Here is a 17,755-nt window from a genome sequence, read left to right as displayed (position 1 = left end):
CCCTCGTCGCTCTTACGTGAACCGGTAGAGTCTTTGTCATCTATTGTCCTTTTGTAGATTTGCTCATCAAGGTCGATCAAGAGGCTCGAGGACACGCAAATCACTATTAGGTTGGAAGTCTTGCGAATATCTAGGATATCCGTCTACGGCGTTGCGTTCGAGTTGGTAGAAGGGTGAATCCAGGTCCACGCCGATGTCAACGATTCTCTTCCCGGAATTGATCTGAGTGTTTATCCATGCTCTGTTAAAATTCTCATCAACGGATGTCTCTGCGCGAGTAAGCACTCGCCCCGCCAGGGACTCTGGATCTGCGCGTAGCCTCATTTTGTCCATTGGATCGTGGATCCAACTGGGCGTGCCCGTGTAGTACGAGTACCCGTGCGTATCTGCATAGGGAATGACACGCCCGTCCATCCACCTACCGATCGCCACAGTCCCCGCGTCAGAACGGACGGTGACTGTCGCCATCATTTTCTGGCTGATCTTCTGACCAGCCGCGCCACCGAAACCACCCGTAGCCGCACCGAACACCGTTCCTTGGGCAGTTGCTCCCAAGGCACCTGAAACAGTGTGGGGGCCAGGTCCCGTGTAGTAGCCGTATGTGCCCTGAACGCCCCCGCTGATGCCGCCTGAACTAGCCCCGGCCACGAGGGTCGCCTTCATTCCGGTGAACCCGGCACGGGCCGCAATACTCGCACCACCAAAGCCGCCCAGTGCCCCACTGAGCGCGACTTGTCCCCAGTTCACCTCACCGGTGGTTGCTTTCTGAATGATCGTGTCAGCGCCGGCACCGATGAGCATCATCCCGGCCGGTCCTCCGACACCGGTGGCGATGAGGACGCCGCCGGCGACCACCATGGCACCCCCGGCAAGGTACTCCCAGTTGTCTCCGACCCAGTTTCCGGCGGCGGCGAAGGCCCCGCGGGTGGAGCCGTCGTAGGCTTTGAGTTCGTGATCGGTGAGTGGGCGTAGTCCGGTGGGGTCTGTGGTGTTGAGGGGGTTGTTTCCGGCGTAGGCGTAGGGGTTGCCGTCCCAGCCTGCGCCGAGGATGGGGGCGAGGGGGTCGGTGGAGAGGAAGCCGCGGGCGGCGGGGTCGTACGCGCGTTTGCCGAGCCATTCCAGGCCCGCGATGTCGACGCCGCCGTTGCCGGTGATGCTGATCCCGGCGGGCAGCGCACCGCCCAGCCCGGATACGGCACCGGCAGTTCCTGTGCCGCCGGCACCTGCAGTTCCGCCGGGAGCAGGAAGGGCGGGAGTGCCGGTGAGGGCCCAGGGGTCGGTGTGGTCGGTGGGCCGGGCGGCGCGCCAGCCCGGCGCGGTCCATGCGTCGCCAATGCCGGTGACGCCGCCGGGCAGGGTGAGGACCTGTCCGCCGCTGATGCCGGCCAGGGTGGGGATGGGGTTGGCGGTGTCCCACCACAGCTCCGCGCCATCAACCGCGGCGAGTTCGCCCAGGGCGTCCACCCACAGTTCGTGCCGGGAGACTGCAGCGCCGTCGGGGGTGCGGTCGGTGGTGCCGCCCAGGTGGCCGGTCGGGCCCCAGGCGTACTCGGTCCAGGACCCGTCGGGGCGGATGAGCCGGGTGCGGCGGCCCAGCCCGTCGTGGACGTACTCGGTCCGGGACCCGTCAGCCTCGGTGACGGCGAGAAGCTGCCCGCCGGCGTCGTACTCGTACTCCCGGGAACCGGCCGGGGTGCTTTCGCGCAAGAGCCGACCGCCGGCGTCGTACACCCACTCGGAAACGGAAGCCGGTGCCGAACTGTCCCGGTCCCCGGTCCGGGTGGTGGCGGTGACCATTTGCCCGGCGCCGTCGTACCCGTAGCGGGTCACGGCTCCGGCACGGGTCAGGCCCGTGATCCGGCCGTCCCCGTCCCGGCCAATCAGGGTGACATCAGCGGCACCCGGGTTCGCAGTGTCCGTGCGGGTGTGTTCGGCGAGGGCGCCGTTGCGGTAGGCCCATTCCTGGACCAGGTCCCCGGCGGTCGCGGCGGTGATCCGCCCCGAGGCATCGTGGGTGAACACGGCCTCCCCCAGCCGGGGGTTGCTGACGGAGGTGACCCGGCCCGCGGTGTCGCGCCGATAGGTGGTGGTGGTTCCGTTGGCGTCGGTGAAGGCGGTGCGGTGCCCGTCGGCGTCGTAAGCCCAGGACAGGCCCTTGTTCGCGCGGGTGCGGGAGGTCAGCAGCCCGCGCCGGTCAAACCCGAGCTCGTGCTCGACCGCCAACCCGTCACCGGCGGTGTGGTCGGTGATGACCACGCGGCGGCCGATCAGGTCACGCTCGATCCTGGCGAGCAGCTTCCCGTCAAACGACGTGGAGTTTTCGCGGCCGGCCGGGTCGTAGGTCCAGGTGGTGGTGTGCCCGTCCGGGCCGGTCTGGGACAGCTGGCGCCCGGCGGGGTCGTAGGCGGCGGTGGTGACCCGTCCGAGCGGGTCGGTCACCGACTCCACCTGGTCCGTGGCGGTGTAGGTGCGCGTGGTCACCCCACCCACGGGGTCGGTGATGCGGATCAGGCGCCCGCGGGCGTCGTACTCGAACCGGGTCCGCCCGCCCACGCCGTTGACGGTCTCGGTCAGTTCCCCGGCCGGGTTGTATTTGAACCGGCGGGTGCCGTACCAGGTGTCCTGGCAGAAGGTCAGCCGGCCTGCCTTGTCGTAGCCGTACCGGGACACGCCCTGCCCGGGGGCACGGTGCAGCACGAGCCGCCCGCACACGTCGTACTCGAACGTCTCGACCTCGCCCGTGGGCAGCGTCCGGGCCATGACACGCTGATCGGCGTCGTAGGCCAGTTCGGTGACCGCCCCGGCCGGGTCCGTGGTCCGCCAGGGCCGCCCGCACCCGTCGTACTCATACCGGGTGACCGCGCCCGTGGGAGAGGTAATGGAGGTGATCTTCCCGGCCACGTCCCGGCCCAGGACCGTCAGGCCGCCCTCGCCGTCGACGAGTTCCACCGGGTTGCCCGCCGCGTCATAGGAGACCAGCTCCGCGGACCCGTCCACCGCCTGCACCCGGGTGGGGCGCCCGTACCCGTCAAAGCTGTACGTGGCGGACGCGAACGCGTCCGTCAGGGTCGCCGTGCCGGCCCTGCGGTCCGACGCGGCCTCCGTGCGGACCCCGGTCGGATCGACGACGGCGGTCAGGGCACCGACCTTGTCGTACTCCCGCACCCAGTCATGCCCGGCAGGGTCCGTGATGCCGACCAGCCGGGAGAGCGTGTCGTGGGCGAAGCCCCACCGGGCACCGTCCGGCAGCACCGCGGCGGTGACATTGCCGAGCTCGTCGAAAACCCGCTCAATACTGCGGCCCAGCGGGTCGACGGTCCGGACGAGTTCGCCGTTGGCGGCATACTCCAGTTCGGTCCGTCCGCCATCCGCGGCGGTGAACGCGGTGGTCCGCCCCGCGGAATCGTGCTCGAAGGCCCAGACGGCGCCGTCCGGGTCCTCGCGCCGCACCAGCAGCCCGGCCGCGTCATAGCCGAAGCGGGTCGTAGCCCCGGACGGGCTGATCGCCGCGACCGGACGGCCCGCATCATCCCGGACAATTCTCGCGGTATCGCCTGCCGCGTTCCGGGTCGCGACCAGGTCCCCGAACCCGTCATAGTCGAAGTCGACGGCCACCCCGGCCGGGTCCGTGACCCGGGCCAGCAGCCCGTCCCGCCATTCCAGCCCGGTGAGCCCGCCCAGCGGATCCCGGATCACCGAAGGATCCCGGGAGACGTCGTCGGCGTACTCATAGGAGACGACCGAGCCGGACTCCGTCACCAGGGTGGTGATGCGGTCCTGCCCGTCCCAGCCGTAGCTCAGGTCCGCACCCTCCGGGGTCACGGTCCGGACCTTCCGGCCCCGCCCGTCGTAGGCGTGCACCGTGACCGCCCCGTCACGCTCGGTGAAGGACACCAGGTTCCCGTGCGCGTCATAGGCCATCGACTGGCGCAGGTCATGACCGTCCAGCACGCCGACCAGGCGGCCCTTCGCATCGGCAATCCACGAGTTGGAGCGGGTGCCGTCCTCATCCGAAACCACCGTCACCCGGCCCGGCAGGTACGCGAACCTGGTCCGGCGCCCGTGCTGGGTCACCTGCAGGACCACCCTGCCGTGGTCGTCGTAGCTGTTCTCCGCCTCAAGAACACCCGCGGCCGACACCACAGCATCAATCAGGCCCTGCCCGTTCCACCGGTACCTGCGCGCGCCCAGTTCGGTCGCCACCCGGGTGAGCCTGCCGGCGTCGTCATACCCGTACTCCACCCGGCGCCCGTCCGAGGCCCGGACCAGCGCCACCCGGCCGTCCCTGCGGCCGTCCGCGTACTCGACCTCGAGGAAGCGGCCCCGCACATGCTCCAGCCGCGCCACCGGACCCGCGCTGCCGGCGTCGGCCGCCTTGCCCCGGACCACGGACACCGTCCGGCCCGGCCCCGACCCGGCGCCGAGCCACACCCCGGCAAGGGTGTACGCCCACCAGGCGCCCTGGTTATCCCGGACCACCAGGACCTCGGCCGCGCCCGCCGGCAGGGAGCCCAGCTCCGCCAGGCCTGCCGCAGTCACGGGCTCCCGGGCCAGCCAGTAGTTTTCACCTGCCGCGCGGCCCCAGCCGTCCCCCTCGCGGGGGAAGTCCACCGCCCGGCCGTCCGCCATCACCCACCGGCAGCCCTCATCCGAGACCGCCAGGTACTGGTCCAGGACCGAGGCCCACCCCGGACCGAACACCCCGGGCGCCTCCAAACCCGACGCCAGCGAGTTATACATCCGCGACAGCACCAGGTTCGAGGCGGCCCCGGCGAACCCCAGATCCGTTTCCGGCTCGATGAAGTTGCCCGTGGCCGTGTTCACCGGGTCATTGGCGTAACCGCTGGTAGGCAGTGCTCCCGCCGCCAATGGCGGGTCGATCACCAGCCCGGACCTGCTGGCGCTGACTCCGGCCGCGGCCAGTGCCTCGTTGACCGCCGCGTCCGAGAGGGTGGAAACGTTTCCCTCGCCCCCGGCCGCGGCGAACGCGTCAGCGACAGTCACCGCCCACCGTGCATCGTTCTCGTTGGCCCGCAGGAACTCCCGGTAAGCGGCGACTACTCCCGACGCCTCGATCCGTCCCCAATAGCAGCCGGACTCAAACGCCGACAGCTGCCCCTCCAGGGTTCCCGGGGCCGAGGACAATCCCTCGTCCAGGCCGCGGGAGTTCGCCGCGAAAGACCGCAGGCTCGCCGGACGCGCCGAGGACGTCCCGCCCCCGTACCCGCCGCCGGGCTGGGGCGTCTCCCGGGACCCGGTCGCGGCACTGGCCGGGGCGAACGCAGGAGCACTCCCCGGCCGGGCGTTCGGCCGCTCCTCCTCACCGAAGAGCCACTCGCCGGCCTGTTCGAACCAGTTCCGGTCGTTATGCTCCCGGACCCACTCGTTGTTCCGCTCCCGCCGGGCGTCCTCTTCATGCCCGGCCTCGATCATCTTCCCGACGTACCCGGCCACCGTCCGCAACGCCGCCACCAGCGCGTCAGCATCATTCCTCGCCGTGGCGGCATTAGCCGCGAAAAGCTCCGAGAAGTGCCCCCGAAAGTCCTCCTTCGCCGAGGAGACATACGACACCCGCGAACCCGCATGCTCCTCCAGCCGTGACGCCGCCGACTCAAACGCCGACCTCACCGCCCCCGCCACGGCGTAGTCGAACCGCCCGCCCTCAGAAGCATCCGAATCCGGCAACAACGGCACCTCAACGAACTCGGTCACAACCAAAGCCCCCCAAAAGAACAAAACTCAAACAACAAGACCACACCCGGCAACGGCCGGGTAACCGCGCACTCACCCAAGCGGCGCGCTTACCCGGCCCTCACACAAGAAAAAACAGGCTCAGGCGCCGCCGCCGGCGGAGAAAATGTCCTGCGAGATCTTCTGCAGCTGACCCCGCAACTGCTCCAACTCCTCCTTGGCCTTATCCAACGCAGCCTTCGTCTCCGGCCACGTCGAACCACGGAACTGCGCAGCCAAAGGACCATCCCAAACATTCGGATCCGACAAAACCCGCCCCTGCGCATCCAGCGCCGAGATCTGGTCCGTGAAACCACCATTAATGATCGACTGCACCTGCCCAATCGCAGCCTTCGCTTGCTCAGTAGACAACACACGCGACATAAAAATTCCTCCCCAGAAACTGACACCAAAATACCGCCGAACACAGAACCGCCGACGACCGGACGAAGCCGAGGCTACCAACACCCGGCGAATAAATCCAACAAAAAGACAAACCAGTATGGCGGGCATGACCCCCGGGCCATGCATGTGACCCCGCACCATCTTAATTAGTCCAATCGTGAGCGCAAAGCACGTATCATGCTGAAGGCACAGTGGACAGAAGAGGGACGATCATGCCCAAATGGAGTAAAACCTACCAGAACACCCCAGGGCGGCAGGTCGCACCGGGGCGGGCGCTGGGCGCCGTCCTTGTCAGCCTGGGGATGGTCGCGACGGCGTCGTGCACCCCGCCTCCCGAGCCGGAGCCGGTCTCCAACCCCGTCAAGCTCCTGCAGAGCGTGCGCGTGGGCCTGTCCGCGGCCGCCGGAGTCCAGTCAATAGATGGCACCACCATCTCGGTGTCCGCGGCCGGCGACTCGTCCGCACAGGACACAAAGTACGAGACCGCCCAGGTGGTGGGCGAACTGCCGGTACGCGTAAGCCTGCAATACCGCGCCGGCGAGAAGTCCGGCTCCGACCTCACCGAGCTGCAAGGCCACACCGGGCCGGTGGAGATTAACCTCACATTGGAAAATCTCACGGTCAAGCCCCGGGTCATTGAATACGACGCGGCAGGGCAGGCCCGCTCAGACACCGCCCTGGTGGGTGCCCCGTTGACCATTGCGGCCTCCACAAAACTCGACGGCGTACGGGCCGACGACGTCACCCCGGGTTCCGCTGACGGCGGCACGGGAACCAACGGCGTCCTCAGCAGCGCCGGGGACGGTGCCACGGTGATCCAGTGGGCCACCGTGCTGGCTCCCCCGCGCTCCGGTGCCAGCACCACGCTGCGCCTGGTGGCCGACGTCAAGGACTTCCAGGTTCCCGAATTCGACGTGGCGGTCCAGCCGGGCCTCAACACCGACCTCAGCGCGAATGGCGTCCTGGCGAGCGCATTCTCCTCCGGCACAGGATCGGAAATGGAGCTCCAACGCCGCACCATCTCGCTGGTGTCGGACGTCAACACGGTACTGACCAAGGCCGGCTCCACCATCACCGATGTCCGGCGGAACCTGCAGGAAACCTCCCAGACCCTGGGAGTCAAAACCGCCGGCGAACTGCGGGACAACTCCCAGACCCTGGCATCGACCATGTCGGACCTGAAGGAACAGCTGAAGGCCCTGGGCGCCGACCTGGAGGCCGCCACAAAGGCGACGCAGTCCACCACCATGTCCCAGCTGGAGCTCACCGTCTCCGCCGTGGACGCCATGCTGGGCGATACGTCGGCCACTCCCCCGGCCATCCCCATCGGCGGCGAAGGCTGCGCAACGGAGGTGCCAAAGTCCGCGAAAGCAGCCACCGTCTTCTCCAGCGTCCAGACGATGGCCGCACAGCTGGACGCCTACGCGAAGGTCAGCGCTGGCTGCCGGGATGCCGTGGCAGGCGCCATCAAGGCCACCATGGGACCCGAGGAACCCACTGCGCAGGAGTGCGCCGAGCAGGGTTCGATGACGTGCTCCCTTTACGGCTCCGCTGTGACGGTGACCGGCGCGCTTCTCGGCCTGGTCAAGAAGGGCGACGAGCTCGTGGCGGGCCTGCAGCCGGAGATGATCGAAAGCGCGATCAAGGACCATGAGGCCTCCGCCGGCATGCTGGAGAAGGTGCGCGCCGATTTGGCTGAGGTCCTCGCCGGCGCCGAGACCACCGAGAACTACAAGACTGCCCTTGCAAACGTGGACGAAGCGATCAAGTCCGCCCGGACCTCCGTCGCCGCAACACGGGACGCGGCCGCTGCGGTCCGCAGCGGAATCGACGGCCTGCGGCAGAAACTGATCGACATCAGGAAGACGGCGCAAGGGGCCCGGGGCGAGGTGGGTGACGGCTCGCTGCTGAACGGCTCGATGACGCAGCAAACCCAGCGCCTCGCCGACGAACTGTGCAGGATGGCCGACGGTGTCGACCCTCGTGAAGGCCGGCTCTCCGCCGGGCAAGCGGAGCGGCTGCGCTCCTACTTGACGTCCGCTCCGTGCGACCCCACCGACGAAACCGGAAACTCGGCGCAGGCGCTGAACCCGCCGCTGGGGTTCAAGGACCCGCTGGACGTCCGGCTGGAGTCCCAGGCGGCCGCCTGGGACTCGGTCCTGGCGGCCACCGACACCACCGCCCCGGATGAGGCGATCGGTCAGGCGTTCACCACCCTGGGGACGACGACCGACGACGTCGACGCCAAGCTCGACGCGATCAGCAAAGCTGTGAAGGCCCTTGACGGCGCCGCAACAGGCGACGTCAACAGCACCAAGGGCGGACTGGAGGCCCTGGCCAAAACCCTCGGCGAGGCGCTCGACTCCTCCGGCCGGGTCAGCTCGTCGCTGGCGAAGCTGAAGGTGCAGCAGGACGGACTGGGCGACAAGATCAAGCAGTCCCTCAGCGAAGTTTCGGCCGAGACAGCGGAAGAGGTCTACAAGACCGTGGACGAGCAGGTGCGCCAGGTCGCCGAGATCGGCGACGCAGGCTCCGACGCCGTGATCACGGCCTTCAACCGCTCCATTTCCGGGTTGAAATCCACCTCGGACGAGGTGGTGAAGGACGCCGAGGGGACGGTGAACAAGCAGAGGGACGAGCTGCTCGAGCAGCGCGATACGCTTTCTGCATCGCTGGCCAAGAGCACGCAGTCCTCGCTGGCGAACATCGCCTCCAGCACGTCCGGCTCTACCCGTGACGTCGAGGGCGCCAGCGCCCTCCTGTCCTCAAGCCTCAACAAGGTGATGCTCGACCTCGGCGACCGCACGGTCAACGGCTCCGGCCTGCTCGGGTCCATGGCCACCAGCGCCGCAAAAGCCGACACCGCTGACTATCAGCTGGCGCTGGCCTCGCAAAACGCTGAGGGCTACGCCAACATCCGCTCCCGGGACGTAGCGGGGCTGCTGCTGCGGCAGGCACAGTTCAAGGCCTCACTCACCGCGGTCGACGAACTGCCACCGTTCCACCTCGAGGTGCCGGCCGGCGCCACGTCGCAGACCCTGTACACACTGAAGATCGGCGGCGGCGCATGAGCACCCGCACCAGGCTCATTACACTGATCGTCGCGGGTGTTGCAGTCGTCCTCGCGGCCGGCATCGCCCTGACCGTGACGCTGGGCCGCCCCAAGGAGGCACCGCGGCCCGACCCGGTCGCGGCGACGGTTCCCGTTGCGCTGAAGGCCGAGGGCCTGCCGAAGGACTTCTCCATCGGCGTCGTACTGACGCTGGGCCAGTCCGGCGAGCCCGGCTCCGAGTACAGCCGCGCGGCGCAGGGCACTATTGTCGCCGCACAGCGCTTCGCCCAGGGGGGCGCCGCCGTCGCCCTCCGGGCCCAGAACGACCGCGGCACGGAGGAAGGCGCGCGCGCCGCGGTCCGCGCGCTGTCCGAGCAGGGAGTGTCCGGCGTCGTCGTGGCGAGCACGGGCCCGCAGGCCCGGGCAGCCGCGAAGGCCGCCGAGGAGCTCAGCCTCCCGGCAATCCTCCCCTACGCCGACCCGTCGGACCCCGCCCAGTCCACCTGGACCACACGGCCGCCGGCTGCGTCCGTCGAAGCTGCCCTCCGAACCGCGCTGAGCGGGAAGGACCGTGTGCTCCTCGTTAACGACGGCGGACAGGTCCCCGCGTCGGTCCAGATCCCGCAGGCGCTCAACCTTGGGGATTTCGAGGACGTGATTGGCCTGGCCCAGGAGGCCGCCATCCGCACCGGGGACCAGCTGCGCCCGCCCGCCGAGGACGCGCCCGAAGGCACCGAGCCCACAAAGGTCGCAGAGCCCGCGGACGCCGTGGTCGTCTCGGCCGCCACCCCGCAGCGGCTCGCCCGGCTGGTCCAGGCCCTGCAGTCGCGCGACGTATCCGTTCCCCTGGTCTCTTCGGACGGGGCTACAGCCCCGGCCTTCGCCTCCGCACTGGCAGGGCTCGACGGTACCGCCTCCGGCCAGCTGGTCAGCGTTGCGGCGGCAGGCGGAGACGCCACGGCACTCCGGCAGGACGCCCAGGGCCGCGGGATGTCCGCATTCCTCTCCGCCGTACGCCTTGCAGCGGGCGACGCGGAGGTCAAAAACCTGACGGGCGATGCCCCGTTCTCGGCTGATGCGTGGGCGGCGGACGCACCCAGCCATGACGCCGTCGTCGCCCTCGTCAGGGCTGCCGCCTTGGCGGGGAGCAGCGATCCCTCGAAAGTCGGCGCGGCGTTGCGCACCATGTCGTTTGGCCCTGGCGAGGGCGTGGCCGGTCCGTCGCTGGACTTCTCCCGCCCCGAGGCGCTGACCGCAGAGGCCATCCCGCTCTTCGCTTCCACCCAGGATCTCGGCCTGCGCCCGGCAGACGAAAACGCTCCGCGGCTCGTTTGGGTACCGGCGCCCGCGAACTCCTGACCATCCTGCCCCGGCCCGCCCCTTAGGGGGCGGGCCATTTCCCTCACGAAGGAGCGCGCGGTGCGTGTGCTGATCGACCTGGACGAGCGTCGCTTTGAGTGCGAGGTGGCCCATGCTGCGCCGGCAACGACGCTGACGGACCTGGTGGAGGCCGCCGGCGGGCCACGCCTTGCGCTCGATGAAGCGGTGTTCGTGAACGAAGCCGAGGTGCGAGGGTCCACCCCTGTCACGGAACTGGTACTCCTCGAGGGCAGCCGCATTTCCCGGGCACCCTGGCCGGCGCCGCAACGCGTTCGCGGCTGGACGGTGACTCTCGCCGGCGGCCTGCGCACCGGCGGCGTGGTTGACGTTCCGCACGGGCGCGAGATGCTGATCGGCCGGTCCCCCCATGCCGATCTGTCCCTTCCCACCGAGAGCGCGTCATGGGACCACTGCCGGCTGCGCCGGGAGGAGGACGGGCTGCGGGTGCTGGATGCCGGGTCCACGAACGGCACGCTGGTCAATGGCGAGCCGATCGGGGAAGACGGCGTCCTGGTTACCGAAACCGCCACGGTCACGGCGGGCGGCACGGTGCTCCTCCTGCGCCGGTCCCTGGACGAGGCGCCCGCCCCGGCCCCCGGCAGCCTGCACAACCTCACACCGGCGGCGACCGCACCGTTCAACCGCCCGCCCCGCCCCGGGAGGGCCCCGGCGGGCGACCCCCTGGTCCCGCCGGGCAGGAAGGAAGTGCCGCCGGCCGGCAAATTCAGCTTCATCACGGTGCTGGCGCCCCTCGTGATGGCGGCGGCGATGGTCGTGATCCTGCGGGATTTGCGCTTCGCCATGTTCGCCATGCTCAGCCCGGTGATGGCCGTCGGCATGTGGTTCGAACAGAAGCGCCGCCATGCCCGGGGCCTCAAAGAGGAGGACGAACGCTTTGCCGGGGCGCTCGAGGAGTTCGAGCAGCAGATCCGCGCGGCGGCCGCGGCGGAGACCGCTCGGCGGCATCGGATGATCCCCGATCCCGCGACCGTGGTGCGGCGCCCGGCCTTCCCCGCCACGTCCCTGTGGCAGCGCCGCGCAGACTCCGACGACTTTCTGGCCCTGCACGCCGGCACAGGCGACGTCCCATGGAAGCCCGAGGTGGACCGCACGGCCAGTTCGCGGCTGGACGGGAAGGTGAAGGACTCCCTGGAGGCCGCGCGCCTGCAGGCAGCGCCCGTGCTCGTGGATCTGACCGACGCCGGCGTCGTAGGCATGGTGGGGCCGCGGGAAGGGACCCTGGCACTGGCACGATCCCTCCTGGCCCAGGCCGCGGTTCACGTGGGCCCGGCAGACCTGACCGTCGGCGTCTTCTGCGACGCCGGGCGGGCCGATGAGTGGGAATGGGCCTCGTGGCTGCCGCACACGCGCCAGGCCGGCAGCAGCACAGGCGAGAGGTGGATGTCCGCGCACCGCGAGACGAGTGTGGCCATGCTGCGTACGCTCAAGGACTCCGTCCAGGACCTGCCCACCCCGGCGCTGCTCGTGGTCCTGGACTCCGAAGTGCTCACGGAGGGCAGGGACGCCCCGGCGCGCGCGCTGCTCGGCATGGGCCGCTCCGTCCCTGGGGTCCATGTGACCCCTCAGCAGCGCCCGTCCCGCGTGGCGGGCATCGTCATCGCTACCTCTGAGGAGCAGCTGCCGGCCTCCTGCACCACGATTATCAGGGTCGGGGCAGACGCCGCGGCCACTGTCGACCAGCCGGAGGACCTGACCCGTGTGGAGGACGTCATCCTGGCTGGCCTCGATCAGGAGGAGGCCCTGCGCTGCGCCATGCGCGTGGCGCATTTCGACGACCCTGAGCTGAGCGTCCCCGGAGCCTCGCTGCCCTCACTCGTGCGGCTGCCCGGGCTGCTTGGCTATGAGCGCCCGGACCCGGCCACGATCCGCCGCCTGTGGCAGGCTCCCACGGGAATCTCGACGCCGATAGGCACCGGGGAGAACGGGCCCCTGACCCTGGACCTGGTCAAGGACGGCCCCCACGGCCTGGTCGGCGGCACGACCGGCTCCGGCAAGTCCGAATTCCTCCGCTCGCTCGTGGCCGGCCTGGCGGCGCGAAACGATCCCACCCGCCTGAACTTCATCCTCGTCGACTTTAAGGGCGGGGCCGCCTTCAAGGCCTGCGAACGCCTTCCGCACACCATCGGCACGATCTCCAACCTGGACGAACAGCTCGCCGACCGGGCCATCCGCGCCCTGGAAGCGGAGATGGAGCGCCGCCAAAAGGTCTTTGCGGCGGCCGGCGAGGGCATCGACAACCTGAACGCCTATCTTGCCACGAACCCGGCCGAGCCCATGCCTCGGCTCCTGCTGGTGATCGACGAGTTCGCCATGCTGGCCAAGGACTTCCCTGACGTGCTCAAGGCGCTCGTCAGCGTGGGGGCAGTGGGCCGCACCCTGGGTGTGCACATGATCCTGGCGACGCAGCGCCCCGCCGGTGTCGTCAGCGACGACATCCTCGCGAACACGAACCTCCGGGTGGCCCTGCGCGTGCAGAGCCGCGACGACTCGAGCAACGTCATCGGTGTGCCGGCCGCCTCGGCGATCGGCCGGGCCCAGATGGGCCGCGCCTTTGTGAAACTGGGCCAGGACGACATCACTCCCGTACAGACGGCCCTCGTGACCGGACGGGCACAGCTCGGAGGAGGGCCCGCCGTGGACGTGCGCGAGCTTCGCCAGTTTGGCGTCCCCGTGCCCCTGGCCGCGCCGCCACAGTCTGCGGCCTCGGACGAGAACGACCTGGACCTCCTCATCGACGCTGTCCTGGAAGCCAACGCCGAGGCAGGGTACGCCCCGCCGCGGCAGGTCTGGCCGGAAGCTTTGGGCGAGCGTGTGGAGCTGGAGGGTTTTCTCCCTGCACCCGACGGCGGCCGCCACGCCGCACCGTCCGATTCGCCCGCCGGTCCGGACCCGCTGCTCCTGCCGACGGTGGGCGCCGTCCAGGGCTCATCTGTCATGGTGACCATCGTGGACGAGCCGGACCTGCAGCGGCAGTCCGCGGCGGGTTGGGACATGTCGGTGGGGAACCTGATGCTCATGGGCGTGGCCGGCTCCGGCACGAGCACCACATTGGCCTCAATCGCCCTGACCCTGGCGAAGGACACCGATCCGGCGGAGCTGGACCTGATGATCCTCGACATGGGCTCCCGTGAGCTCGAGCCGCTCGAAGGCCTGCCGCACACCGTGGCTTATGTGGGCACCGGCGCCGGCGCCAAGGAGCAGCAGGCGCGCTTCCTGCGGCACCTGAACACCGAATTGGAAAGCCGCCGCGCCAAGCCGGGCGGGCGCCGCCGCACCGTGGTGCTGCTGGACGGCCTGGCTTCGCTCCGTGACGAGTTCCAGGATTTCGAAGGGCAGCAGCTGCTGGCTTTGCTGTACCGGGCATACGCGGACGGCCCCGCGCTGGGGCTGTCGTTCGCGGTGTCCACCACACGTGCCAAGGCGGTGCCCTCGGCCATGAACGAGGTGACGTTGCAGAAGTGGCTCTTCCGGCTGGCGGACACTTACGACTACTCCTCGCTCGGCGTCCGCGGCAAGGACATTCCTGCTGGGCTTCCAGGCCGCTGCGTCGATCCCCGCACGTCGCTGCAGATGCATGTGGCCACGCCCGGGATCGGTGTCGAGGCCGCGGTGGATCGCGTGCGGCGGCACTGGGTGCACGCATCCGCGAAGACCCCTGCGATCAGACGCCTGCCCTCCAACGTCACGCTGCCGGAACTGGGCGTGGAACCCAGGCTGGAGGCCGAGCCGTGGCTCATCCCGGTGGGTGTGCAGGAGGCTGACCTCTCCGCTGCGTTCCTGGAGATCTACGAGGGTGAGCACGCGCTTATCGCCGGGCCCGCCCGTTCGGGCAAGTCCACGCTGCTGCTGGCCCTGGCCGCAGCCCTGCGCGGCACGGCCACCTCCCGGGGACCGGCACAGGTGTGGGGCATCTGCGATCGCCGCTCGCCCCTGGCCCTCGCCGATCTGGATCGCGTGGCCGTCGGCACAGACGAGGTCCCGGCCCTGCTGGCCTCCCTGCGGCTTGAGCGTGGCCCGGTGTTCCTGCTGATCGACGACGCCGAGCGCTTCGAGGACGGCGATCAATCCATCGCGGGGGTGGTGGCATCCGGGCAGCCGGGGCTGTGCGTCATCGCGGCTGGGCGGGCCGCCGACCTCCGCGGGCTGTACACCCACTGGACCAAGACCGTCCGTAAATCCCGTCTGGGCGTGCTGCTGCAACCGGACATAAATTACGACGGCGAGCTACTGGGCACCGCACTCCCGCGCAAGTCGCCAGTGGCGCTGACCGCCGGACGGGGATATATCGGCGTGGGCGGACAACTGGCGCTCATCCAGTCGATGAGCGCCGGGGACTGAGCCCGACGGCGGACGCCCCCAAAGCAGTAAAGGCCGACGCAGGACGGCCTTGAGGAACCAGATCGACAGCGTTGGAGAGTACGGTATGCAGTTCGCACAGACAGGTGAGGCGCTGGGAGCGTCCTACCGATTCGGGGAGCGGGTGGGCTCCGGTGCGGTCGGCGAGGTCTGGACGGTCACCTCGGCCGACGGGCGGACGCTTGCCGCCAAGGTCCTGCGCCCGGAGCACGCCGACGATCCCTCGCTCGTCGAGCGGTTCGTCCGTGAGCGGTCCGTGCTGCTTGGCCTGCAGGACTCCCACATCGTCACGGTGCGCGACATGGTGGTGGAGGGCCCGCGCTTGGCCATCGTCATGGACTACGTCGCGGGCGGCTCGCTGCGGGACGCGCTGAAGGGGGCCGGGCCGCTGCCTCCCAAGGACGCGCTCAACGTCGCTGCCGAAGTGTTCGACGCACTGGCCGTCGCCCACGCACGCGGCGTGACGCATCGTGACATCAAGCCGGACAATGTGCTCCTCGCCCGCCCCTGGCCCGAGTGCGGCCCGGGAGACGTGCGGGTCTCTGACTTCGGCATCTCCGACGTTGTGGGTGAGAGGATCCGGCAGACGACCGGCCTCATCGGCACCCCGCAGTATATGCCTCCCGAACTCATCAGCCAGGGCCGCTCCGGCCCTCCGGGCGATGTGTACTCCACGGGAGTCCTGCTCTACGAGCTCCTCGCCGGGCGCACTCCGTTCGCCGGGCCGGGTACGGACTTCAGCGTCGCATACCGCCATGTCTCCTCACGCCCGCCGCGGATTCCCGTGGACGACGCGGTATGGGACGTTCTCGACAGGCTGCTGTCCAAGGACCCCGCCCAGCGCCCGACGGCGCGCGAAGCGGCCTCGAGGCTCCGGCGCCTCGTGCCCGGGCTTGCCGCCAGCGCCCCGATAGCGCGCGCCGACACCCCGCTGGACTTCGACCCCATCGAACGCCCGGCCACCGTGGTCCGGGGCGCCTTCACGGACGAGGAGCTCACGGTCTTCGCGTCTGCGCCGCCGGCCGACGACGCCTGGGAGGCCCCGGATCTCGGGGAGGCGGGCAGCGCAACCATCGCCCGTCCGATGCCGCGCCGCGAAGTGCGGCCCCGGGCGGAGGCCCGGCTCGAGGAGAGGGATGCCACTCCGTTCTGGCGCACTCGTAAAGCACTGTTCCTCGCCGCCGCCGCGGCCCTTCTCCTCGTGGCGATGGTCACCGGGTTCGTTGTCCTCGCCCCCACGGGCCAGCAGGCAGCGCCTGGTGGAGCCGGCGAGAAACTGTCCACGCAGCTTCAGGACACGGCGCTCCCGACCGGCCTGACGATCTCGCGGGGCGCTACCTACGAGCCGTCCACGGGCCAGGTCCGCCTGACGGTGGCCTACACGGCGCAGAAGGCGCCGTTGTCCGGTGAATTCCTCGAGGTAATCCCGGGGCTGGCCGATGGTGACGCGTGCCCGGCGGTGACGTGGGACGGGGCCACGGCCAGCCGGAACCAGGCCTCCGTCACTGGCCTTGACGTCGAGTGTGGCTGGAAGCTCTCCGGGCTGAAGGTCCCGGCGGGAGGGTCGGTCCAGGCCACCGCCACGGTGTCGGTGACGCCCGCTGACCAGCAGGCGCTCGACGCGTGGCTGCGCGCCGGGTCCGAGGCGGTGACGGCAGCGACACAGGATTCGGCCGTCAAGGGTACTGCCTATCCCGTCCAGCGGCTAAAGGGTGTGGAGGTCCGCACGGCGGCGCGCGTCGTGACGCCGAGCCCGCTGAAGATCACCCTGGTGCCGGTTTGGGCCGGCGGCGCCGACGAGCTGAACCCGCTCTACGTCAGTCCTGCCTCGGGCAAACCTTCGCAGATGCTCGACGCGGTGACCGGCGGCGAGAAGGGGCTGCGGTTCGCCGACGGCTGCGGCGGGGCGCTGGCCGTGGATAGCTCGGGGCTCACCGTGACGGCCCTGCAGATCACACCCCAGTGCACCGTGCGCGCCAGCGTCGGTAACTTCACCGAGCTGCAGTCCCCGGCCTTCGGCATCACATCGCGCGAGAACTCGCAGGACTGAGGACCCAAGGAGGTGCGGCAACTGGTTGGCTATTATTCGCCGGCTTTAGAGGACGCCAGACGTGGATACGAGCTGCGCCCGGCCTTCTTCGAGCCGGTACGCGACGCCGATCACCGCGGTGGAGTAGTTGTCCACGGCGTCGTAAATCATCCGTGAGCTGTCCAGCAGCCGACGCACCGTCTGTTTGGCGTGTTCGACGACCATGTCATTGAGATCAGTCTTATGCTCACGCAGCGAACTCAGGACCGATGGTGTGATCCGGTCAACCAGGTCGCGGATGTGGCCCTGTGGCAGCTCTCCGGTTTCCACGGCATCTTTCGCGGCAGTGACGGCGCCACAGTTGTCGTGTCCGAGGACAACGATCAGCGGGACGTGGAGCACCGAGACACCGTACTCAAGCGAGCCGAGAACGGCGTCATCAATAACATGCCCGGCGGTACGCACAACGAAAACGTCGCCAAGGCCGACGTCGAAAATGATCTCCGCAGCCAGACGGGAGTCCGCGCAACCAAAGATGACGGCGAACGGGTTTTGGGTATTCACCAGCTCGCTGCGCCGGGAAGCGTTCTGGTTCGGGTGCTTCGATTCTCCCGAGACGAACCGCTCGTTGCCTTCAAGCAGGCGCTGCCATGCATCGTACGGGCTGATTCGGTTGCTCACGCTGCTTACTTTACGGGGCGTCCCACCTCATAAAGGGATCCCCAACCGTCCCAGCTGGCCAGCACTTTCAGCGTGTCCTCGGACGGGGTCCCGGGCTCGGC

General features: G+C 69.2%; 7 protein-coding genes. 4 read left to right on the top strand and 3 right to left on the bottom strand.

Annotated features, from left to right (window positions below):
- Positions 1-66: 66 nt before the first annotated feature.
- Complete coding sequence (locus QF036_RS13240; RefSeq protein WP_307102513.1) at positions 67-5,712, bottom strand: DUF6531 domain-containing protein; 5,646 nt, start codon at positions 5,710-5,712, stop codon at positions 67-69.
- A gap of 120 nt (positions 5,713-5,832) precedes the next feature.
- Positions 5,833-6,243, bottom strand: coding sequence for a hypothetical protein (locus QF036_RS13235; RefSeq protein WP_307102511.1), 411 nt, complete (start codon positions 6,241-6,243; stop codon positions 5,833-5,835).
- Between the two features lie 104 nt (positions 6,244-6,347).
- Between QF036_RS13235 and QF036_RS13230 the strand changes: the two genes are divergently transcribed.
- From QF036_RS13230 to QF036_RS13215, 4 genes are all read left to right on the top strand, one after another.
- Complete coding sequence (locus tag QF036_RS13230) at positions 6,348-9,206, top strand: hypothetical protein (RefSeq protein ID WP_307102509.1); 2,859 nt, start codon at positions 6,348-6,350, stop codon at positions 9,204-9,206.
- Complete coding sequence (locus tag QF036_RS13225) at positions 9,203-10,546, top strand: hypothetical protein (RefSeq protein ID WP_307102507.1); 1,344 nt, start codon at positions 9,203-9,205, stop codon at positions 10,544-10,546. The genes QF036_RS13230 and QF036_RS13225 overlap by 4 nt, the downstream gene beginning before the upstream one ends.
- A 60-nt stretch (positions 10,547-10,606) precedes the next feature.
- The gene (locus QF036_RS13220; protein ID WP_307102505.1) at positions 10,607-14,926 is read left to right on the top strand and encodes an FtsK/SpoIIIE domain-containing protein; all 4,320 of its coding nucleotides are present in this window, start codon (positions 10,607-10,609) and stop codon (positions 14,924-14,926) included.
- Between the two features lie 85 nt (positions 14,927-15,011).
- Positions 15,012-16,994: a serine/threonine-protein kinase gene (locus QF036_RS13215; protein WP_307102503.1), complete on the top strand. Its 1,983-nt coding sequence runs from the start codon at positions 15,012-15,014 to the stop codon at positions 16,992-16,994.
- Between the two features lie 45 nt (positions 16,995-17,039).
- Here QF036_RS13215 and QF036_RS13210 read toward each other — a convergent pair whose 3' ends face one another.
- On the bottom strand, positions 17,040-17,654 hold the full coding sequence (locus tag QF036_RS13210) for a carbonic anhydrase (protein ID WP_307102502.1): 615 nt from the start codon (positions 17,652-17,654) through the stop codon (positions 17,040-17,042).
- Between the last annotated feature and the right edge of the window lie 101 nt (positions 17,655-17,755).

This window comes from Arthrobacter globiformis (assembly GCF_030817195.1).
GTDB lineage: Bacteria > Actinomycetota > Actinomycetes > Actinomycetales > Micrococcaceae > Arthrobacter > Arthrobacter globiformis_D.
Note: the sequence above shows the minus strand (reverse complement) of the source record. Positions and strands in the feature narration are given on the sequence as shown.

Coding starts and splice junctions, on each gene's coding strand:
- QF036_RS13230 (WP_307102509.1), top strand. CDS start 6,348: ATGCCCAAATGGAGTAAAACCTACCAGAACACCCCAGGGCGGCAGGTC.
- QF036_RS13225 (WP_307102507.1), top strand. CDS start 9,203: ATGAGCACCCGCACCAGGCTCATTACACTGATCGTCGCGGGTGTTGCA.
- QF036_RS13215 (WP_307102503.1), top strand. CDS start 15,012: ATGCAGTTCGCACAGACAGGTGAGGCGCTGGGAGCGTCCTACCGATTC.
- QF036_RS13235 (WP_307102511.1), bottom strand. CDS start 6,243: ATGCCCGCCATACTGGTTTGTCTTTTTGTTGGATTTATTCGCCGGGTG.